Source organism: Acinetobacter sp. AOR18_HL (assembly GCF_027855145.1).
GTDB classification, from domain to species: Bacteria; Pseudomonadota; Gammaproteobacteria; order Pseudomonadales; family Moraxellaceae; genus Acinetobacter; species Acinetobacter pittii.
The window spans coordinates 134,047-156,571 of record NZ_JAKTIG010000061.1 but is presented as its reverse complement, the minus strand read 5'-3'; the positions used below and the strand labels follow the sequence as shown (position 1 = coordinate 156,571).

Here is a 22,525-nt window from a genome sequence, read left to right as displayed (position 1 = left end):
AAATAAATTAGATTGTTATGAATATTTTTTCTTAAGAGGATTTCTGTAGACGATGTTCAGTTTTACTGATGAACTTCACGTGAAAAAGATGAGGTATTTATTTGAACACATTGAATAAAAAATGATCTTATAACGCGCCAAATTGCTGCCAACTTTCGCCAGTGTGCTGCGTTTTATAATACGCTTTAAGTTGTTCAAGTTGCATAAAATGTATGCCTGACCAAATCAATAAACTAATGAATAATAAAACCTTAGATAAGCTGCGAACTTTTTCTAGGCGAGCAAAAGCTAACAGTACAAAAAATAAGGCAGGTAAAAATATAAAGAATTGAACAGGGGAGAAAAATAAATGAGCAGTACTGAAATATAACGCCGCTGCACTGATGAGCAGATTTAAAACAGAACATAGCTTTTGATATTTACCGAGCTTAAATGCATAAGCGGTGATGGCAAGTAGTACGGCTGAGCTGATGTAAATTGCTGTACCACCAATCATCCATATATAAAAACCGCTTACCAAAAGATAAGCCAGCAGCAAAAAAAGCACGAGCTTAAAACCAGATGACAAAAGGCGAGGTGATGATTTTAAAGGCGTCATAGCGAATCTAAATATCTCAGCTGAGGTCTTAAAAACAAAAGGACGAATCGAAATTCATCCTTTTGGAATTTTATTTATACATCGTCAAACTTAATTTGCTTTTGCAACTGGGGCAGCAGCAGTTTCATCGTTTGCAGCCTTGAACGGAGATGTATAGTTCAAGCCAAGTGTAGAACTTGTGTACTGGCGAACTTTGTCGAGTAACACAGGATCTTTGCTTAAGTCTTGTTTATAAGACACTACAATTTCATGAAGCTTCTGGTTCCACTTACCTTCAGTTTGCTCAGGGAAAGCTTTTTCAAGTAAGTTAAGCATGATGTATGGAGAAGTCGAAGCACCCGGAGACGCACCTAACAATGCAGTTACAGCACCATCTTTAGACGCAAAGATTTCTGTACCGAATTGAAGCGTTGCTGGTTTACCCGGTTCTTTCTTGATGATCTGAACACGTTGACCACCTTGGCTTAAACGCCAGTCTTCAGCTTTCGCATCTGGGTAGTATTTACGAAGTTCATTTAGACGGTCTTCATCTGACATCATGACTTGGCTCACCAAGTATTTAACAAGATCAAGGTTTTCCAAGCCAACAGTGGTCATTGGTAAAACGTTGTTTTTGTTGGTTGATGCAAGTAAATCAAGCTGAGAACCATTTTTCAGGAACTTGTTTGAATACGTTGCAAATGGGCCAAACAATACATATTTTTTACCGTCGATATAACGTGTATCAATATGCGGTACAGACATTGGAGGCGCACCAAGTTCAGCACGGCCATACACTTTTGCTGTGTGTTCAGCAGTAATTTTTGGGTTGTCAGTAATTAAGAACTCACCACCAACAGGGAAGCCAGCATATTGTTTCGCTTCTGGTAAACCAGTAAGTTGCAATAATTTAACTGCTGCACCGCCTGCACCGATAAATACAAAACGTGTTTTAACGTGATCTACTTTACCAGTTTTCAAATTTTTGAAAGACACAGTCCAAGTTTTGTCATCATTTTGGCTGATGCCTGTCACTTCAGTTGATGTCTGTAATTTGAAATTCGGGTTTTGATTTAAATGACCTACTAATTGTTTAGTGATTGAACCATAGTTCACGTCAGAGCCAACATCCATACGGGTCGCGGCAACTTTTTGACTTGGATCACGGTCATTCATGACTAAAGGTGCCCATTGTTTAATCACAGCAGGGTCTTCAGTAAATTTCATACCTTTGAACAACGGGCTTTGAATCATGGCAGCATAACGTTTTTCTAAGAATTGAACGTTATCGCCCCAAACGAAAGCAATATGCGGAACTGGATTAATGAATGATTTCGGTTCAGCTAAAACGCCTTGTTTTACCTGATATGACCAGAACTGTTTAGCAACTTCAAATTGAGAAGCAACTTTTTCAGCTTTGGCAATTTCCATTTTACCGTTTTTCTCTTCGGTATAGTTCATTTCCATAAAGCCAGAGTGGCCTGTTCCGGCATTGTTAAAGCCGTTTGAGCTTTCTTGAGCAACTTGATCAAGACGCTCAAACATACGAATTTGCCAGTTTGGTTCAAGCTCAGTTAAATAAGTACCAAGAGTAGCACTCATGATGCCGCCGCCAACAAGAACAGCATCAACAACTGGCTCATCTTTTGCAGTTTCAACTTGTTTTGACGTTGTTGGTCTAAACAAGAATGCAATACCTGCAATTAGAATAAGAATGATTAATACCAGAAGGTATTTCAAAAACTTTTTCATGTAAGGGGGACCTTAAAATAAGTTATTTGAGTCACTTAAGGTGTGAGGAAACCTAGACAGCGTATCCAGACAAAACGGATATAAATGCGAAAGTAAATTCTCAAAATTAGAGAACTTCGAAAAAAATAAAAATTACTTGGGATTATCGCAAACACTCTATATTTTAGACTAATTTTGCATTGACAAGACAATTTTTATAATAAATGGGGTTCATCAAAATCATAAATATGATTTATATTTAATCAAATTGAGCTTTGAAAAGATAATTTAAGCCAAATATTTTTATTTAAATATTTGAAATCAAATTAATAATTTTAATTTGATTAAAGTTAAATCATTTGAAGAATATTTGCCTATAAAAATCGATTAATTTTTATTTCATATCATATTTATGTAAATAAGCTGCTCGTAAGCGCTCATTTTCTGTCATACATTGTTATTATTAATATTGGTTATATAAAGATTAAATTAAGGGCATATCTCTGCATAAGAAATATGCCCTTTCAGATTTTATGATGCTACATAGAATGGTGCAGTTGAACGTGGTAACGCTTCACGTCCACGAATTTGGTCTGCAATTTTCTCGGCAATCATAATGGTAGTTGCATTTAAGTTACCGGTAATAATGAGCGGCATGATAGAGGCATCGACAACACGTAAACCACGCATACCGTGTACACGACCTTGACCATCTACAACAGCCATTTCATCTTCACCCATCTTGCAGCTACAAGATGGATGGTAAGCTGTTTCTGCATGGTTACGAACAAAGTCATCAAGCTCTGCATCGGTTTGCAAATGTTTGCCCGGACTAATTTCTTCACCACGATATGGGTCAAGTGCAGGTTGCTGCATGATTTCACGAGTAATACGAATTGCATCGCGGAACTCGCGCCAGTCTTGTTCAGTCGACATGTAGTTAAACAAGATACTTGGATGCTCAAATGGATCTTTCGATTTAAGTTTGATACGGCCGCGTGAAGGTGAACGCATTGAACCTACATGAGCCTGGAAACCATGTTCTTTCACTGCATTACTACCGTTGTAGTTAATAGCAACTGGCAAGAAATGATACTGGATATTTGGCCATGTAAATTCATCCGAACTACGGATAAATCCGCCTGCTTCAAACTGGTTACTTGCACCAATACCTGTACCGTTAAATAACCACTCGGCACCAATTGCAGGTTGGTTATACCATTTCAAGGCAGGGTATAAAGAAACAGGTTGCTTACATTTATATTGTAAGTACATTTCTAGATGGTCTTGCAGGTTTTCACCTACGCCCGGCAAATCATGAACCACATCAATGTCCATTGATTTTAAGAAGGTACTTTGACCCACACCTGAACGTTGTAAAATTTGTGGTGACGCAATTGCGCCTGCGCATAGTAAGACTTCGCGTTTAACCAATGCGCGTTGCAAGTTGTTTTGGTCAGCACCAATAATGTATTCAACACCAATGGCTTGCTTTTGATTAAACAATATTTTATTGGTTGTAGCGTGAGTCAGAATGGTCAGGTTTGGACGACCTTTTGCCATATCCAAATAACCACGTGCAGTACTTGAACGGCGACCTTTTGGGGTAACTGTACGGTCCATTGGACCAAAGCCTTCTTGCTGGTAACCATTTAAGTCATCAGTACGCGGGTAACCGGCTTGTACACCAGCTTCAACCATGGCATGGAACAACACATTGTTGCCATTTTTAGGAGTAGCAACGGACACAGGACCATTGCCGCCATGGTAGTCATTTTCACCAATGTCACGGGTTTCGGCTTTTTTGTAGTATGGCAAACAGTCGGCATAAGACCAGTTTTCAAGGCCCTTATGTGTTGCCCATTGTTCTAGATCCATTGCATTACCGCGGATATAGCACATGCCGTTAATTAAAGATGAACCCCCTAAACCTTTACCACGACCACATTCCATACGGCGGTTATTCATGTGTGGCTCAGGATCAGTTAAATAAGCCCAGTTATAGCGACGGCCTTGAAGAGGGTAGGCCAAAGCTGCCGGCATTTGTGTACGGAAATCCAAGCGATAATCTGGTCCACCCGCTTCTAATAATAAAACGGTGGTATCTTTGTCTTCAGTAAGACGCGCAGCGAGTACATTTCCGGCAGATCCTGCGCCAATAATAATGTAATCATATTCTTTAATATTCATAACTATCCTTTTTTTACTAACAGTTTGCCTGAGCAATCTATAAAGACTGCTCGGCATATGTGATTTAGGTTGAAGTGTTTAAAGCGATGGAGGCATTAAAAAATGCTTTGATAATCGCCAAGTTCAACTTGAATAGATTTGATACGAGTATAGTGCCCAAGCGTAGTTAAGCCATTTTCGCGGCCTACACCAGATTGTTTATAGCCACCGACTGGCATCTCGGCAGGCGATTCACCCCACGTGTTAATCCAGCAAATACCTGCTTCAATTTGGTGAATAATGCGATGAGCACGGCTGATGTCTTGAGTAACCACGCCGGCAGCTAAACCAAAGGTGGTATCGTTGGCACGACGGATGACTTCTTCTTCGGTTTCATAGCTTAAAATGCTCATGACAGGTCCAAAAATTTCTTCTTGAACAATCGCCATCTGGTCAGTGCAGTCGCTAAATACCGTCGGTAGTACATAAGCGCCTTTTGCAAGTTCGCCTTCTGTTGCGCGGCAACCGCCAATTAACACTTTAGCGCCTTGTTGTTTGCCTGACTCAATGAAAGACAACACTTTTTCCATGTGAGGGAAGCTAGTGAGTGGACCGAAGTTGGTGTCTTCAGCCATTGGGTCGCCAATGCGAATACGTTTTACACGCTCTACAACGGCTTTTTCAAAGTCGGCTAGAAGTGATTTTGGAACAAATACACGCGTACCGTTGGTACATACTTGACCTGAGCTAAAGAAGTTCGCCATGACTGCAATATCTGCTGCACGGTTCAGGTCGGCATCTTCACAAATAATCAGTGGAGATTTACCACCGAGTTCCATGGTCACTTCTTTAAGCGTAGAACCAGCAGCACTTGCCATGACTTTTTTGCCAGTTTCCACACCGCCAGTGAATGAGATTTTTTCAATCACAGGATGTTCAGTGAGCCACTGACCAATTTCACGACCAGGACCTTGCACCACGTTAAATACGCCGTCTGGAACGCCAGCTTCTGTATAGATTTCTGCAAGTTTAAATGCAGTGAGTGGAGTGGTTTCGCTTGGCTTGAAAATCATGGCATTACCCGCAGCAAGGGCAGGGGCAGATTTCCATAAAGCAATTTGAATTGGATAGTTCCAAGCACCAATACCAGCAACCACACCTAACGGTTCACGGCGTGTATAAAAGAAACTTGATTCGCGAAGTGGAACTTGTTCACCTTGAATGGCTGTTGCAAGTCCTGCGTAGTATTCGAGTACATCTGCGCCAGTCACAATGTCGACTGTAGATGTTTCGCTAAAAGCTTTACCTGTGTCGAGTGTTTCAAGACGGGCAAGCTCATCATTACGTTCACGAAGAATGTCGACAGCACGACGTAAAATACGCGAACGTTCCATGGCAGTCATGGCAGCCCAGATTTTTTGTCCTTGTTGGGCACTTTGTACAGCAGCTTCAATATCTTGTTCAGAAGCTTGCTGAAGAGTCGCGATTGTCTCGCCGTTGGCAGGGTTAATACTATTAAATGTTTTACCACTGGTTGCTTTAACGTAGCGTCCATGGATATACAATTGATGAACTTGTACATCACTCATTTTGTCTCTCCTGCAAAGGCTTGTTCGCAAATTGCAATTGCGTTTGTACATAATCGTAAGCAATGGAACGAGCAAGATTGCTGTCAAATTCGTTATGACGGCTTAAACTGCCTCGTAACCATAATCCATCAATCAATGCTGCCAAACCTCTAGCGGCAACACTGGCCTGTTGTTCATCCATTAACTTAAGAAAATAAAACTTTAAGTTGGAGTACAGGCGTTGATCATTAATCTTTTGTAAGCGGCTTAAGTCTGGTACATGCATACTTGCTGACCAAAAGTCCAACCAGACCCGCATTGCTTTTTCATTGACCTGACTAATGTCAAAGTTAGAGTCGATAATGGCCTTAATCTGGCTCTCTGGATGCGAATCTGCTTCTGCTCTGTACTGTTCGGTTTTACGACGCAGAACATTTAACATTTCTTGCATGCAGGTATTTATCAACCCTTGTTTGTCGCCAAAATAATGGCTAACAATGCCGGTCGACAGCTCGGCTTTTTTTGCAATTTGTGCAATGGTGGTATTAGATAACCCCACTTCATAAATTACGTCGAGTGCAGCGTTCATGATTTCTTCACGTCGCACATGTTCTGGTTTTACTCTGCGTTTTGTCATGGTTGTCCACATCAGCACTTTTAGTGGTGCTTAAAATTCAACATGTTAACTTGCAGAGCATCATAGCACTTTTTTATCATACTTGTTATTGATTGAACGTTCAATCAATAACAAGTATGATATGTAAAAATCAATGAATTTTTGAACAAGCTTCTAAAAATAAAGAGGTGAAATCAAAGGTTCTTAAGGATAGGATGATGCGCATAAGTACATTACTTATCACGTTATTTTGAGAAAAATACACCGATTGCAAGGAGCAATAAGATGGTGTTGAAAAGTGATGGATATTCTTCAGACCATATTCGGTTAAATCGTTTCGTATTTTGGAGTTCAGCAATCAGTATCGGTATTTTTGGCCTGCTTTTTGTGCTGTTTCCAGAAAAAAGTCAGTTTTGGCTGACCTATGTACAAGTGCAAGTAAATCACTTTTTTGGGTGGTATTACATGCTGGTTATTGTGCTGTGTCTGGGTTTTGTTGGTTGGCTCGCTTTTTCAAAAGTAGGGCAGATTCCTTTGGGAAAAGATGACGACAAACCAGAGTTTAGTTATTTGGCTTGGACTTCAATGCTGTTTTCGGCAGGGATTGGTATTGCGCTACTTTATTATGGTGTGGCCGAACCGGTTGACCATTTTTTAAGACCGCCAGAAGGCGAGGCAGGAACGATTCAGGCAGCCCGTAATGCGATGACTTATAGCTTTTTGCATTGGGGGATTCATGGCTGGGTGCTCTATGCATTGCTCGGAGTTACTTTAGGCTACTTTGCTTTTAGACAAAACTTGCCATTAGCACTTCGCTCGGCGCTTTACCCAATTTTTGGAGAGCGAGTACATGGCTTGGTGGGTGATTTTGTCGATGGTTTTGGAATTTTAGCGACGGTTATTTCCTTAGTCACCAACTTGGGAATCGGAGCATTAGTGCTGGTATCGGGCATTTGTTACTTACTGCCGCAAATTCCGGATAACTCAGCGACCTTAATTACTGCCGTGCTCATCATGATGTTCGTTGCGACGATTACGACAGTGGTTGGTATTGAAAAAGGTTTAGCATGGTTGTCGCGTATTAATTTACGTCTGCTGTATGCCTTACTTTTATTTGTATTTTTAACGGGTCCGACTAACCATTTATTAAATGGTCTGGTACAAAATACGGGCGATTATCTCAATAATTTTATTGGTAAAAGTTTTGATATGTATTTGTACAATCAAAAAGCCAGTGGCTGGTTGGGTTCGTGGACCGTATTTTATTGGGCTTGGTGGATTGCTTGGGCGCCTTTTGTCGGTATGTTTATTGCCCGTATTTCAAAAGGACGTACCATTCGTGAAGTTGTATTGGGTGTATGCCTGATTCCACTAGGCTTTACATTGGCTTGGATTTCAGTTTTTGGAAACACTGCAATTTATTTTATCTTGCAGCAAAAACAGAAAGTATTAGGTGATATGGTCTTAACTGATCCAGCATTATCTTTATTTAAATTACTCGAATATCTGCCGTTTAATCCGTACGTTGCGGGTATTGTTGTTGTAATTTGTTTCGTTTTATTTTTGACACCAGTTGGCTCTGGTACACTAATGATCGCTAATTTGTCCTCAAAAGGGGGCACCAATGATAGTGATTCACCGATCTGGTTACGCGTCTTTTGGTCTGTGGTAATTACCATTGTAAGTATTGGCTTGCTATTAGCCGGTAGTTTTAACTCCATGCAAAGTGCTGTGGTGTTATGTGGTTTACCATTTTCAGTCATTATTTTGCTCTATATGTTTGGTTTAGCCAAAGCGTTAAAGCAAGATGATTTTGACCCTCAATTAGTGAAAAAACAGTTAGCTGTTTCAAAAGACATTTCAGTCCCATCGAACTGTGGACAGAATAAAGTGACCGAGGTTTTATAACCTCAATCGATCACATCTATATATTATTTTTTTGCGTTTAAAGTCGTCTTTTCATTGTTTTAAATAAGAGTGAAAAGACGAAATTAAATATTTTGTTTTTATTTTATTCCTTGAGGATTGTATGGCAACAGATAATCCAAGAGCAGTTGATGATTTAACATTATCTAAATCTAAAAAAGACCCGCTCAACCGTGTGGTTTTTTATTTTTCAGCTGTACTTATTTTAATTTTTTCTCTCGTCACGTTTTTGTTCAACGATTTTGCAAATCGAGTCATGAATGCCGTGCTTCAGTGGGTGACTTCAACCTTTGGTTGGTATTATCTGCTCGCCGCAACATTATATATGGCCTTCGTGATTTTTATTGCCTGCTCAAGATATGGCAGTATCAAATTAGGACCTAAGCATTCAAAGCCTGAGTTTAGTTTACTGAGTTGGTCTGCCATGCTGTTCTCTGCTGGTATTGGTATCGACCTCATGTTCTTCTCGGTCGCTGAACCACTATCTCATTATATGCAACCTCCGGTCGGAGCAGGTCAAACCTATGAAGCAGCACGCCAAAGTATGGTTTGGACATTGTTTCACTATGGTTTAACAGGCTGGTGTATGTATGCCTTGATTGGTATGTCATTGGGATACTTTAGCTATCGTTATAATTTGCCGCTTACCATTCGTTCTGCACTTTACCCAATTTTCGGGAACAGAATTAATGGTGCGATTGGGCATAGTGTTGATACAGCTGCCGTGATCGGGACAATTTTTGGTATTGCAACAACCTGCGGGATTGGAGTAGTACAGCTGAATTACGGCCTACATGTGTTATTGGGGTTACCAGAAAATATCTGGATGCAATTTATCCTGATTGCTGTTGCAGTGGGTATTAGTATTATTTCGGTGACATCTGGGGTTAATAAAGGCCTGCGGATTTTATCTGAAATCAATATTTATGTTTCGGTCGGGTTATTGCTGTTTATTTTATTCTTGGGAAATACTGAGTTTTTACTCAATGCCCTTGTCCAAAATATTGGTGACTATTTAACTCGTTTCCCTGCTTTAGCATTACAAAGTTTTGCTTTTGAACAGCCTAAAGAGTGGATGAGTAGTTGGACTTTCTTCTTCTGGGCGTGGTGGATTGCGTGGTCTCCATTTGTAGGACTCTTTTTGGCACGTATCTCAAGAGGACGTACCATTCGTGAGTTTGTATGCGGTACCTTAATTATTCCACTTCTATTTACACTTACGTGGTTATCTATTTTTGGTAATAGTGCTCTGCATAGCGTTATTTTTGAAGGCAATCAAACCTTAGCAGCGACTGTGTTAGCAAATCCGGCTCATGGTTTTTATGACCTGTTAGCGCAATATCCGGGCTTTACCTTTATCGCTTCAATTGCCACCGTAACAGGACTTTTGTTCTACGTGACTTCTGCCGATTCAGGAGCTCTGGTTTTAGGTAACTTCACCACTAAACTCACGAATATCGATAATGATGCTCCACGTTGGTTAAGCGTGTTTTGGGCAGTGGCGATTGGTTTACTCACATTAGCCATGCTCATGACCAACGGCATTACAGCCTTGCAAAACGCAACTATTATTATGGGTTTGCCGTTTAGTTTTGTGATGTTCCTTGTGATGGCAGGGCTTTATAAGTCACTCAGACTTGAAGATTACAGGCATGCTAGTCGCAGTATGAATGCGGCACCAGTGGTAGGGAACGTTGATATTCTGAACTGGAAACAGCGTTTAACTCGAGTCATGCATCATCCGGGAACCACTGAAACACAGCGCATGCTAGATACGGTGTGTTTGCCAGCTGTTCAGGCTGTTGCTGATGAGTTGATTAAGCAGGGTATGAATGTGGACGTGCAGCAAACCCCGCTTGAAGATGAAGATACGCTTTACCATTTAGATCTGACTATCCATTTGGAAGAAGAGCAAAACTTTGTTTATCAGATCTGGCCTGTACGCTATAGCGCGCCGAACTTCAGTCAGCGTGTAAAACGAGGCAAACAGTTCTATTTCCGACTTGAAACCTATCTTTATGACGGCTCGCAAGATAACGATCTGGTTGGCTACAGTAAAGAACAGGTCATTAACGATATTTTAGATAAATATGAAAGACATATGACGTTCTTACATATTAATCGTATTAGCCCCGGGAATCGTCCATTGTTCCCAGATCCACAAGCTTAAGAGGAAAATGCATGGCTTCTCCTTATCTACATTCTTTTGCTTTATTTTTCTCGTTGCTCAATCCATTTTTAATGAGCATTTATATGATTGGCCTGATCCGCCATTCAGAAGCCAAGGTGTTTAATAAAGCACTGATTCAGGGAAGTTTGATTGCTTTTGTCGTATTCATGCTATTTGCATGGGGCGGCGAAACAATTTTTAGTAAATATCTGAATGTACGTTTTGAAGCCTTTCAGATTTTTGGAGGCCTTATCTTTTTGGTGATTGGCTACCGCTATGTGTTTCAGGGTGCCGACACCATTGGAGAAATGCGTGGTGCTCCAGAACATCTGGCTGGCACCATTGCCATGCCGTTTATGATCGGTCCAGGGACTATTAGCGCTGCGGTAGTCACAGGAATTGAAATGTCAATTGGTGAAGCAGCCCTAGTGATTGCCTTCACTTTGTTTTTAACTTGCAGTATTTTGATTTTAATGAAATTTTCACATGATCATTTACGCTATAAACATGCCAAGCATATCGACCGCTATTTTGATATTGTTGGGCGTTTATCTGCTTTATTAATTGGTACGATCGCCATTGATATGATCATTAATGGTGTGACAGGCGTCATTAATAAAGTTTAGCAAGTCACTCATAACAACCTGCTATGCCATTGAACATGGAATAAAATGGCATAGCATCTTCTAAAAAATTCTAAGATAAATAAAACAGCTTTAAAAAATAACTTTAAAAATAGTGTCTTAAAAAATTAAATTTTAAAAAACAATCAAATATATTAAAAAATACAATGCTATGTTGTGGATTTAAGCATGTTTTTTTTGTGAATTATCAACCATAATGTTGACTGAGCTTGTTTTAAGACAGAGTTGAGCTATGCCTACATTAGATGAAATGACCACAGCAACTGATGATCAGTCTGAATTGACGATGTCAGTTTTGATGACGCCTGATATGGCAAATTTTTCAGGTAATGTTCATGGTGGTACGATTCTAAAACTACTAGACCAAGTCGCTTATGCTTGCGCAAGTCGTTATTCGGGTGGCTACGTGGTGACTTTATCTGTAGATAAAGTAAATTTTAAAGAACCTATTTATGTAGGTGAGCTGGTGACCTTCTTGGCAAGTGTGAACCATGTAGGTCGTACTTCAATGGAAGTCGGAATCCGTGTTGAAGCGCAAAATATCCAGAAGCGGACAGTGCGCCATACCAATAGCTGTTATTTCACGATGGTTGCTGTTGATGAACAGGGCAAGCCATGTGAAGTACCTCAATTAAATCTCAATACAGAATGGAAGCGTTGCCGCTTTGAAGCTGCTGAGCATCGTAAGGTTTTACGTCTGCAAGAAAACCACAACCCATCTTGTAGCATGTATAAGAAAACTTCTTAAAAAAAATACATCGAATTAAAAAAGGATCGAACCGCAGCATGGTTCGATCCTTTTCTTCTTTACCAAAATTCAGCGTCCATTTTTCATTTCAGTAAAATTATCTCTGAGCTTGGAGGAGAATGCTGAGAGAATTAACGAGCTGCAGGAGCAGCTTCAGAAGCAGAACCTACAGCATCAGATGCAGCATTTGCAGTGTTTGCTTGTTCTTGAGTTGAAACAACAACTTTTTCTTCACCAGCAGTGTTATGTGCTTGGTCGTGCTTAGAAGCAGCAAAAGTTGAAGCAGCAGTTAAAGCAAGTGTAGTAGCGAGTAAAGTTTTAGCTAATTTCATTTTATGGCATCCTTAAATTTCATTTAAAAATAAATTAAACCTAATCGTTCATACATACCTGAAACCTGTATGGCTGAATGACTAAGCTAGGACACATGCTAAGCCGAGCTTGGTATTACATCAATTAACTTAACAATCTATTACGGCTATCTTAACAATATGAAATATACGGGTCATTTATGTGAGCAATCTGTAAAATAAAAGGGCTTAAATACACCTTAAAATGTGAAAAAATATTTCTTATCGAATGAAAAAAGATCAACTTTGTTACGTAAACCTAACACTCTGGCATGAATTGTGAATGCGCCTAAATAGAATATTCCGTTTGAATTATAATTATCCAGAGTTAATATAGATTTTAAATGAGATGTATGTCACATATTAACTATTTTGGCCTGATAATTGAAAAGTATATCTTCAAAGTGAAAAATCATTTTCATGCTACTTAAACAGTGATATATCTTTCTTAGTTTTTTGAACCTTGTTGATTTGAGCCGCTTGTGAAACTGATTGCCCCAAAAACTGTTCCTACCCATATTATTTCCGGTTTTTTAGGGGCAGGAAAAACCACATTATTACAGCATTTATTAAGCCAAAAGCCTAAAGATGAGGTTTGGGCTGTATTAATGAATGAGTTTGGACAAATTGGAGTAGACCAACAACTCTTACCTCAAGATGAAGGATATGCAGTCAAAGAACTATTAGGCGGTTGTTTATGTTGTAGCAGTCAATTGCCGATGCATATTGCTTTAGCCCGTCTATTGAGTGAACAAAAGCCAGATCGACTCTTTATTGAACCGACTGGACTTGGACATCCTTCTCAGTTATTTGACCAACTGACTGAGCCTCATTGGCAAAGTAGTTTAGCCATGCGAGCACTGATTACGGTGGTAGATGGCAGTCGTTTACACGATACCAATTGGGTTAAACAAAACCTTTATGAAGATCAGTTAAAAGCTGCCCAAATTGTGGTGGTGTCACATACCGATGTGATGACTTTTGAAGATGATCAAGCGCTTGAGTTATTAAAAGACGAATACCAGCCTTATCACCAAGAGTGGATTAAAACTGAACATGGTCAGTTAGCGTTAAATAAAATTGATGTAGCTGCTCGTTTAACTGAGCGATTTATACAACCTTTACTTAAACTTCAAAAACAAATGACTGAAACCGAGGTTAAGAAGGAAATTCAGCAATTACCTTATCATTATGTCGAGTCGGCACAAGGCTATATTGTGGCAGGTTGGAAATTACCTAAACGCTGGAAATTCGATTTTTATAATTTGCTAGATTTATTATGTGCGCAGCAAGACTGGCTTCGAATTAAGGGAATTTTTAACACAGATCAAGGGTGGAAAGTTTTTAACTTTAATCCTGATCAGTTTAATTATAAGTCTGGTGAAGAGGGCATTGATAACCGTATTGAAATCATTAGCGAACATAACCATGATTGGTTAGCTTTTGAAACAGCATTACTTGCCTGTCAGCTTGAAGAATAGAGAACATTAAACCAAAAGTAATTCAATGTTCTCTGAAGAGTGGGATTAAGGTTGGCTATCTAACACAGCTTTAGCTTGCGCATGGTCAATATCTTTTTCCCAGTGAGCAATCACTACGGTCGCGACACAGTTACCAATTAAGTTGGTACAGGCACGAATAATTCCGATAAACCAGTCGACTGAAAGTAGAAGCACTAAGCCAATTGCAGGGAGACTTGGTATCACTGAAAGCGTGGCTGCAAGAATAACTAAAGCCGAGCCGGGAATGCCGTGCGCCCCTTTAGATGTGATGAGTGAAACCAGCAAAATAGCCAGTAAGTCATGCATAGACAAATTAATATTGCAGGCCTGTGCAATAAAGATCACGCCTAAAGTTAAGTAAATTGAAAAGCCATCTAGATTAAATGAATAACCAGTTGGAATAACCAGACCGACAGTTGAATCTTTAATTCCCAAATTTTTGAGTTTTTTCATAATTTGAGGAAGAACAGAGTCAGAAGAAGCGGTACCTAAAACAATAGCGAGTTCATCTTTAAAATAGCCCACAAATTTGAAAATGTTGAGACCGGCAAGTTTTAAAATCGAACCTAAAACAATAACGACAAATAAAATGCAGGTTGCATAAAACAGTAAAACTAAATAACCCAATTGTAAGAGTGAATCTAAACCAAATTTAGCAGTGGTATAGGCGACTGAACCGAATACACCAATTGGAGCTAAACGAATAATAAGTCCCATAATTTTAAAGAAGACTTCCGAAAAAGCTTCAAGCGCTTGACGTACCAGCTCTGCTAAATGTTTAGGAATTAAAAGTAGGGAAACACCAAATAAAATAGCGATCAATAAAACCTGTAAAATATCGCCGTTTGCAAAAGCAGCAGTGAAGGTCTTCGGAATAATATTGAGTAGAAATTCCGAACCCGTATGCATCTCGTGGGCACGTTCGGTATACGTACTTAAATCTTTTGCATCTAAATGGCTAATATCGATATTCATACCGACGCCCGGTTTAAATACATAAGCCACAATAATGCCTAAAATTAAGGCAATACTGGTGACCACTTCAAAATAAAGAATGGTTTTTGCACCGACTTTGCCCATTTTTTTAATGTCGTTTGCACCATAGATTCCCAGTACAACCACACAAAACACAATTGGTGCAATCAGCATCTTAATTAAAGAAATAAAACCATCACCTAATGGCTTTAGAGAAAGGGAGAAATCATGAAAGCCGATTCCAACTGCAACCCCAAGAAAGAGAGCACAAAGAACCTGTAAAAATAAACTACGCTTGAGCTTTAGCCACATAAGTCATCAATTTTAGCAAGAGGAAAATATCTCTCTCTAAAGCAAAAAGCCGGCCAACTATAAAATAAGCTGAGTGTTTTGGAAGAATATGCAAATTTCACATGACTATGCTTTGGATTGTTCAGTTTTTTTATAATTTCTTATCCAAAATCGAGTATCCTTAGCGCCAAATTTTGGGACATATTAATCATGGCGCTTAAAGCAACAATTTATAAGGCAGACTTGAATATTGCCAATATGGATTACCATATTTATGGTGATTATCAACTGACGCTTGCCTTGCATCCTTCGGAAACTTTAGAACGCTTAATGGTTCGTTTGATGGCCTTTGCTCGTTTCGCAAGTGATGAGCTTGAGTTTACTAAAGACCTTTTTGAAACTGACGAGCCAGCGTTATGGCAAAAAGATTTAACGGGTCAGTTAGAAACATGGATTGAAGTTGGTTTGCCATCTGAAGATAAAGTCAAAAAAGCCAGTGCACGTTGTAAAACAGTGGCGATTGTTGTTTATGGCACACAAGTCGAAGACTGGTGGAAACGAAACAGTAAAATTAAAACGTTAAGTAACGTTCAGGTTTGGCAAATTGCCCCTCAAAGTACAGTAGAGCTAGAGCAACTGTGTGAACGTACGATGCAGCTTCAATTAAATGTCATGGACAACGAGTGGACGCTTTTAGGTGAAAAGGGCCAGGCAACTGTTGTGTGGACACAGTTACAGTAACACAGAAAAGCGCAACAAATTCTACAGATTCAGTTGGTACACTAATGTACCAACTGCGATTTTAAAGATTCAGATTAAGGGGTAAACCATGTCAAATGAATTGGAAATTATCGATTTAAAAGTAGGCGAGGGTAAAGAGGCTGTTAAAGGCGCTTTAATCACGACTCACTATACAGGTTGGTTAGAAGATGGCACAAAATTCGATTCTTCAATTGACCGCGGTAATTATTTTGAATGTGTGATTGGAACAGGCCGTGTAATTAAAGGCTGGGACCAAGGCATTATGGGAATGAAAGTTGGCGGCAAGCGTAAATTAATCGTACCTGCTCATTTAGCTTATGGCGAGCGTAAAATGGGTAAGATTATCCCAGCTAATTCTAATTTAATTTTTGAAATTGAATTATTCGATGTCAAAACTCGTGACTAGTGAAGAACTTAAAGCCCTTTAGAGGGCTTTCTTGTTTATATGAGCTTTAAATATAAATACATTATTAATTTATATTTTAGCTTTATGAATATTTAAGATTATTTTCAGATTATTTGATTATAAATGCTAACTGAAAAACTGTTCATTTGTGGGCAGGATGATATTAAGACCAAATTTCAAAAAAGTTTGCGTTCTAAAAATCAAACTTCGCATAAATAATCTATATTGTTATTGAGACGCTATTTCATGATTATCCGCTTTGCATCTCCTTTGTTGAACATATCACTTGGCTTGGCTTTGGCTGGCTTGTCGGGTATGGCATTAGCCAAACCACCTAAACTGGACGCATCAACACTTACGGTGATTGGTTATCATGAAATTACCGATACTAAAAATGCATTAATTCCTCAATATGCAGTAACGACGCAACAATTTACACAGCATGTTGAATGGCTGCAAAAAAATGGATTCCATTTTATTACGGTTGATCAGTTGATCCGTGCTCATCAAGGTAAATTTCAACTACCTACAAAACCTGTTCTATTAACTGTAGACGATGGTTATCAATCTTTTTATCAAAATGCTTATCCTATTATTAAAGCTAAAAAAATTCCGGTTGTTCTAGCTGTCGTAGGTTCATGGTTAGAGCCAAAAGCAGGGCAGAAAGTCGATTTTTCAGGGGAAGAAATTCCACGTGACAAAATCTTAAGCTGGCCTGAGCTGAAAGAGATGCAAGATAGTGGCTTTGTTGAGATCGCAAGCCATAGCTATCATTTGCACCGTGGTATTACAGGCAACCCACAAGGCAACTCTGAACCTGCTGCAACAACTCGTTTTTATGATGTAAAAACTCAAACTTACGAGAACGATGCACAATATCAGTCACGTATCTATAACGACTTAAAGAAAAATAACGAACTACTAAAAGCACACGGCTTACGTTCACCACGTATTATGGTCTGGCCTTATGGTCGCTATAATATGCAAACTGTTCAAATTGCTAAAAAGCTGGGTATGCCAATTACCATTACACTTGATGATGGGGCTGATCACGCAAAACAATCTCTACAAAATATGAGCCGTATTTTGGTAGAAGGCGATATGACGACTGATGATTTGGCTCAAGAAATTAAAAATCGTGAATTGAATTTAACGGATAACAATCGTCCGCAAAAAATTATGCATATCGATCTGGACTATATTTATGATCCAGACCCGAAACAGCAAGAGCGTAATCTAGGTCACTTATTAGACCGAATTAATGCGATGGGTGTAAATACTGTCTATTTACAAGCATTTTCAGATCCAGATGCCAATGGCTCTGCCGATATGGTTTATTTCCCGAACCGTCACCTTCCAATGCGTGCCGACTTGTTTAACCGTGTAGCATGGCAAATTCAAACCCGTACGCCTGTAAGTCGTATTTATGCATGGATGCCTTTATTGGCATGGGAACTACCAAAAACTGATCCAGTTTCTAAAGATTTGGTAGTGACTCAGCAGGCAAAATCTGGTGAACACCTCAACATGGGGTATATCCGTTTAAGTCCGTTCTCAGCAGACGCACGCCAAACTATTCGTGAGATTTATCAAGATTTGGCTAAGTTATCTTCATTTAACGGAATTTTATTCCATGACGACGTCACCTTATCTGACTATGAAGATGCAAGCCCAGATGCCTTAAAAGCTTATGCGAAACAAGGTTTACCTACAGATTTGGCAAAAATTCGCGATAACGATCAAGATTTGCAAAAGTGGACTGCATATAAGACAAAATATCTAGATGATTTTGCAATGCAACTTGTTGATGACGTGCGACAATATGAACCGTTCTTGCTCACCGCACGTAACTTATATGCGCAAGTTGCTTTAAAACCATATGCAGAAAACTGGTATTCACAATCGCTTGAAGAGTCGTTAAAACGCTATGACTTTACGGCTATTATGGCAATGCCGTATATGGAACAGGTCGATAACTCTGATCAATTCTATAAAGACATGATTGATCGTGTGAAACAATATCCAAATGGCATTAAGAAAACTGTTTTTGAATTACAGGCAACCGACTGGCGTAAAAACGAAAAGGTACCTTCAACTGAAATGGCCGCAACAATTCATTCTCTTTATCAGCAAGGTGTAATGCATGTCGGATATTACCCAGATGACCCAATTAAAGATCAACCGGATGTGGACACTATGCATAAAGCATTTGCTGAAAAATCATCTCGTCTTGTGCCGTAGTTGAGGCTAAAACATGACAATCTTTGCTGCAATATGGTCGCATGCCTTAAAATTCGTTTTCTATTATCCATTATTCATGTCGTATTTATGGATGATTGGCGCGATCATTTTCTATTGGAAAGAACGTCAGGCTCCGCCTTACGATCAACCTGCTCCATTAGAGAGTTATCCAAAAGTCGCTGTGTTAATTCCTTGTTTTAATGAAGGGGATAATGCAGAAGAAACCATTAGCCATGCGTTAAAACTGGACTATCCTCATTTTGAAGTGATTGCGATTAATGATGGTAGCTCGGACAATACAGGCGAGGTACTCGACCGTTTAGCAGCACAACATGAAAAACTCCGTATTGTTCATTTGGCTCAAAACCAAGGTAAAGCCATGGGGTTGCAAGCCGGAAGCTTAATGACCGATGCCGAGTTTTTAATTGGTATTGATGGGGATGCTTTACTTGATCCTCATGCAGCAAAGTGGATGATTCGTCATTTTCAGGAAAATCCAACAGTTGCAGCTGTGACGGGTAACCCACGTATCCGTACTCGCTCAACTTTATTAGGGCGTATTCAGGTCGGTGAGTTTTCTTCGATTGTCGGCATGATTAAACGTGCACAACGTACCTTTGGACGCTTATTTACCGTATCGGGTGTAATTACCGCTTTTCGTAAGAGCGCTGTTCACCAAGTGGACTATTGGTCACCAAATATGTTGACTGAAGATATCGATATTACGTGGAAATTGCAGCGTGCAGGCTGGGACATTCGTTTTGAACCGAATGCCTTAGTCTGGATTTTAATGCCTGAAACTTTAAACGGTTTGTGGAAACAACGTTTACGTTGGGCTATGGGTGGAGCACAAGTATTAATTAAAAATATTGATGTGTTCACTAAGCCAAAATTAAATTTTTTATGGCCATTAATGTTTGAGCTGTGCTTAACCTTAGTTTGGTCATATTTAATGCTCGCGATGGCTTTATTATGGTTGGTACATTTTATTTTACCAGTCCCTGCTTTAGCCGTTGTGAGCTCTCCATTTTTACCGTATGGTAGCGGTATTTTATTGGGGGCGACTTGTCTCATTCAGTTTGCTTTAAGCAAATGGATGGATAGTCGTTATGAACCACATCTAGGAAAAAACTATTTCTGGATGATCTGGTATCCATTGGTCTTTTGGCTAATCACCATCTCGGCAACTATTGTGGCATTTCCGAAAGTTTTAAAACGTGGAGATGAGAAACGTGCGCGTTGGGTGAGCCCGGATCGGGGCATTCGTGGATGAAATGCAAGAGTCATGAGATTTTAAAGATCGTGCTGTATTGATGTCTGGGGAAAACCGCAGCACTTCGTTAGGTAAAGAGAGAAATGAAGACAAATTCGTTGATTATTGATTTACGCCGTCAATTACCATGGCATAAACGCTATGCTTCTACAACAAGCACGGCCATGATGTGGGCGGTTTGGTTGTTGCTGTGGCGTCCATTTGTACTGATCTGGGTATTGGCTGAACTCCAAAAAACACATTTAGTTCACCGTTTGTTTAGTGCCTTTGGTTTGGGCATTGAACATGGCATTACTGCGTTAATTGCTTGTGCAATTTGCTTATTGTTGTGGAGTCATGTGCTGCCTGAGCATCGTGTTGGCGGTAATGCGCTTAAAGCAAAACAGACAGATGATTATGCGCGCTATTTTGATTTACCTGAACATGAAATTGAGCAGGGACGTAGTCAGAAAATTACAGTCGTTCACCATGATGAATTAGGTAAAATCGTTAGAGTTGAATAAAGAAGATTAATGAAAATTAATGAAAAAAGCCCGCATCATGTGGGCTTTTTTTACGCTAATTTCAGTATATCCATAAGTTTTAAACTGTAGAGTGCAGTGCTTGTGCGGGTATTATTTACCTTTGAAAACAGGCGGTCTTTTTTGCAACATGGCAAACACACCTTCTTGAACATCTTCTGTGGTGAGTAAAGGCTGAAGATGACCCTGTAATTGGCTAAAAGCAGTTTCATAACCTTCATTAATGGCTTCGCGAGCAGAGGCGAGAGTCGCTTTTACAGCAAGAGGAGCAGCTTGCGAAACATATTCAGCAAGTTCTATTGCACGGTTGAGCTGAGAGCCTTCTGGGCATATTTCGGTAATCAGGTTCATGTCAAATGCTGCTTTTGCATCGAAAAAGTCACCAGTGAGTAAATAACGCATGGCTTTGGCCCAGCCTGCGGCTTGAGTAAAACGTGCAGTAGCTCCGCCAAAAGGTAAGATGCCACGTTGAACTTCCATTTGAGCAAATTGTGTATTTTCACTCGCAATCGTAATATCTGCGTTAAGAAATAGTTCTATACCAGCGGTATAACAATAACCTTGTACCGCTACTATCAAAGGTTTACTGAGCTTTTGGCCGATTGTGCCCCAAGGGTTAATCTCATTTTCACTAAAATCAAAAACACCTGTAGCGAGTTTAGGTTGTAACTCAACTAGGTCTAAACCAGCTGTAAAATGATCGCCATGAGCAAAAATAACCGCGCAGCGCAGGGCATCATTATTTTCATATTCAGTGAGTGCTAGTGATAAGTCTTTGATCATGTGACTATCAAAAGCATTACGTTTTGCTGCCCGATCTAGACCAATTAAAAAAATATGCCCGCGAGTTTCACGGCTGACTTTTCCTTCTTGATTTGACATATTGTCATGCTCTTTATTTGTCTTTAATCATGTTTTAAACAATCATTTAAAAACTAGCAAATATAATTTGTTGATGACTCGATCAGTATTTCTTTTGTCTATGTATTGAAGTAAATCAAATTCATGCGAAAGGACCAATCCTAAGATAACTTTAATTTCCATCATTTATTTAAATTAGCAGTTTGCTTAGCTTTATATTTTTCTCATAATACCTCGTCAAATTGATCTCAATAAGCAGCTGTTTTATGTCACCTCTAGAAATCTTTGCGGTCTTGATTAGCCTGATTGGAGTCGGATTAACGGTAATCCGTAATATGTGGTGTTGGCTGTTTAATTTCTTTGCCTTTGTTTTATATGCGTATTTGTTTTACGAATTTAAGCTATATGGCGAAACGATTTTGCAGTTCTTTTTTATGGTGGTAAATTTTTATGGCTTTTACTACTGGCTTAAAGGAAAGCAGCAAGATCACGATATTCGAATTGAACCGATTGCAGTTCAAACCGCTATCATCCAAATGATTATTGCTGCGGTAGGTGGTTTGCTTTTTGGCTTAATTCTTAAAAACTTTACCGATGCAGCAGTTCCTATGCTCGACTCACAACTTGCCGCATTTAGTTTGCTCGCAACGTATTGGACTAGCCGAAAACATATTGCGACTTGGATACTTTGGGTATTTGTCGATATTATTTATGTCGGGATGTTCATCTATAAAGATTTATTTTTAACAGCTGCGTTATATGCAGCATTTGTTATGATGGCCGCTTATGGTTGGTATCAATGGGAAAAAGTTAAAAAGAAACAGCTTTTAGCCTCAAACCAGCTTTAATTTGGAGAGCGATCATGTTGTTGAGCTTAGAGGTTTATAAACAACAACAGTTTGATCAAATGGCTGCAAAAATAATGGCCAAGCCAAAAGAATATTGTGAATTTAATTCTGTATCTGATTTTTATAACGCTGCATGGCTCAACGGTTTTCCACAAGGTAGCCAGATTTCAGCTACTGGTTTAGATGATGGTGCTGAAGAGTTTTATGCAGTTATTCAGTTTAAACAACAGTATTTGAAATTTGATATTAAAGAAAATAATTCGACAATTATCTTTCAGGATATGAATGGGAATGTTTTAAAAAGTAATTTTTGATTTATAAAATAAAATCTAAAAAAAAGCGACTT

Annotated in this window: 20 protein-coding genes; 12 read left to right on the top strand and 8 right to left on the bottom strand. The window is 39.3% G+C overall.

Annotation, left to right across the window (positions count from 1 at the left end):
- Positions 1–127: 127 nt before the first annotated feature.
- From MKL51_RS15935 to betI, 5 genes are all read right to left on the bottom strand, one after another.
- Positions 128–598, bottom strand: coding sequence for a hypothetical protein (locus MKL51_RS15935; protein WP_005803052.1), 471 nt, complete (start codon positions 596–598; stop codon positions 128–130).
- Positions 599–688: 90 nt separating this feature from the next.
- On the bottom strand, positions 689–2,329 hold the full coding sequence (gene mqo / locus MKL51_RS15930) for a malate dehydrogenase (quinone) (protein WP_017387098.1): 1,641 nt from the start codon (positions 2,327–2,329) through the stop codon (positions 689–691).
- Between the two features lie 510 nt (positions 2,330–2,839).
- Positions 2,840–4,498: a choline dehydrogenase gene (gene betA, locus MKL51_RS15925; RefSeq protein ID WP_017481348.1), complete on the bottom strand. Its 1,659-nt coding sequence runs from the start codon at positions 4,496–4,498 to the stop codon at positions 2,840–2,842.
- Between the two features lie 95 nt (positions 4,499–4,593).
- Positions 4,594–6,066 (bottom strand): betaine-aldehyde dehydrogenase, encoded by a 1,473-nt coding sequence (gene betB / locus MKL51_RS15920; protein WP_017481349.1) that lies wholly within the window; start codon positions 6,064–6,066, stop codon positions 4,594–4,596.
- On the bottom strand, positions 6,059–6,682 hold the full coding sequence (gene betI / locus MKL51_RS15915) for a transcriptional regulator BetI (protein ID WP_005070763.1): 624 nt from the start codon (positions 6,680–6,682) through the stop codon (positions 6,059–6,061). Before betI ends, betB begins: the two co-directional genes overlap by 8 nt.
- A 264-nt stretch (positions 6,683–6,946) precedes the next feature.
- Between betI and MKL51_RS15910 the strand changes: the two genes are divergently transcribed.
- The 4 genes from MKL51_RS15910 to MKL51_RS15895 all read left to right on the top strand — a co-directional run bounded on the left by MKL51_RS15910 (position 6,947) and on the right by MKL51_RS15895 (position 12,149).
- Positions 6,947–8,569, top strand: coding sequence for a BCCT family transporter (locus MKL51_RS15910; protein WP_005803045.1), 1,623 nt, complete (start codon positions 6,947–6,949; stop codon positions 8,567–8,569).
- Positions 8,570–8,690: 121 nt separating this feature from the next.
- The gene (locus MKL51_RS15905; protein ID WP_005803043.1) at positions 8,691–10,757 is read left to right on the top strand and encodes a choline transporter; all 2,067 of its coding nucleotides are present in this window, start codon (positions 8,691–8,693) and stop codon (positions 10,755–10,757) included.
- Between the two features lie 11 nt (positions 10,758–10,768).
- Entirely contained in the window at positions 10,769–11,383 is a 615-nt protein-coding gene (locus tag MKL51_RS15900) for a MarC family protein (RefSeq protein ID WP_002117499.1), read from the top strand.
- A 250-nt stretch (positions 11,384–11,633) separates the two neighbouring features.
- Positions 11,634–12,149 carry an acyl-CoA thioesterase gene (locus MKL51_RS15895; protein WP_005070756.1) on the top strand — a complete coding sequence of 172 codons (516 nt, stop codon included), beginning with the start codon at positions 11,634–11,636 and terminating at the stop codon, positions 12,147–12,149.
- A 131-nt stretch (positions 12,150–12,280) separates the two neighbouring features.
- On the opposite strand, the gene MKL51_RS15890 is transcribed toward MKL51_RS15895, so the two are convergent.
- Positions 12,281–12,481 carry a hypothetical protein gene (locus tag MKL51_RS15890; RefSeq protein ID WP_005803041.1) on the bottom strand — a complete coding sequence of 67 codons (201 nt, stop codon included), beginning with the start codon at positions 12,479–12,481 and terminating at the stop codon, positions 12,281–12,283.
- A gap of 500 nt (positions 12,482–12,981) precedes the next feature.
- Here MKL51_RS15890 and MKL51_RS15885 point away from each other — a divergent pair, with 500 nt between their 5' ends.
- A complete protein-coding gene (locus MKL51_RS15885; RefSeq protein WP_005803039.1) occupies positions 12,982–13,980 on the top strand; it encodes a CobW family GTP-binding protein in 999 nt (332 codons plus the stop codon).
- Between the two features lie 45 nt (positions 13,981–14,025).
- Here the strand turns inward: MKL51_RS15885 and dctA are convergent, their stop codons facing one another.
- A complete protein-coding gene (gene dctA / locus MKL51_RS15880; RefSeq protein WP_270904353.1) occupies positions 14,026–15,288 on the bottom strand; it encodes a C4-dicarboxylate transporter DctA in 1,263 nt (420 codons plus the stop codon).
- A gap of 189 nt (positions 15,289–15,477) precedes the next feature.
- On the opposite strand from dctA, the gene MKL51_RS15875 reads away from it, so the two are divergent.
- The 5 genes from MKL51_RS15875 to pgaD all read left to right on the top strand — a co-directional run bounded on the left by MKL51_RS15875 (position 15,478) and on the right by pgaD (position 20,452).
- Positions 15,478–16,008 (top strand): YaeQ family protein, encoded by a 531-nt coding sequence (locus MKL51_RS15875; RefSeq protein WP_005803035.1) that lies wholly within the window; start codon positions 15,478–15,480, stop codon positions 16,006–16,008.
- Between the two features lie 88 nt (positions 16,009–16,096).
- Positions 16,097–16,435, top strand: coding sequence for an FKBP-type peptidyl-prolyl cis-trans isomerase (locus tag MKL51_RS15870; protein WP_002117532.1), 339 nt, complete (start codon positions 16,097–16,099; stop codon positions 16,433–16,435).
- A 246-nt stretch (positions 16,436–16,681) separates the two neighbouring features.
- A complete protein-coding gene (gene pgaB, locus MKL51_RS15865) occupies positions 16,682–18,676 on the top strand; it encodes a poly-beta-1,6-N-acetyl-D-glucosamine N-deacetylase PgaB (RefSeq protein WP_017481351.1) in 1,995 nt (664 codons plus the stop codon).
- 13 nt (positions 18,677–18,689) lie between these two features.
- A complete protein-coding gene (gene pgaC, locus MKL51_RS15860; protein WP_005803031.1) occupies positions 18,690–19,949 on the top strand; it encodes a poly-beta-1,6-N-acetyl-D-glucosamine synthase in 1,260 nt (419 codons plus the stop codon).
- Positions 19,950–20,032: 83 nt separating this feature from the next.
- Positions 20,033–20,452, top strand: coding sequence for a poly-beta-1,6-N-acetyl-D-glucosamine biosynthesis protein PgaD (gene pgaD, locus MKL51_RS15855; RefSeq protein WP_002117522.1), 420 nt, complete (start codon positions 20,033–20,035; stop codon positions 20,450–20,452).
- Between the two features lie 111 nt (positions 20,453–20,563).
- Here pgaD and MKL51_RS15850 read toward each other — a convergent pair whose 3' ends face one another.
- The gene (locus MKL51_RS15850; RefSeq protein WP_005803029.1) at positions 20,564–21,352 is read right to left on the bottom strand and encodes a crotonase/enoyl-CoA hydratase family protein; all 789 of its coding nucleotides are present in this window, start codon (positions 21,350–21,352) and stop codon (positions 20,564–20,566) included.
- Positions 21,353–21,597: 245 nt separating this feature from the next.
- Between MKL51_RS15850 and pnuC the strand changes: the two genes are divergently transcribed.
- Positions 21,598–22,179, top strand: coding sequence for a nicotinamide riboside transporter PnuC (gene pnuC / locus MKL51_RS15845; protein ID WP_005803027.1), 582 nt, complete (start codon positions 21,598–21,600; stop codon positions 22,177–22,179).
- 14 nt (positions 22,180–22,193) lie between these two features.
- Entirely contained in the window at positions 22,194–22,493 is a 300-nt protein-coding gene (locus MKL51_RS15840) for a hypothetical protein (protein WP_005803025.1), read from the top strand.
- Positions 22,494–22,525 lie beyond the last annotated feature (32 nt).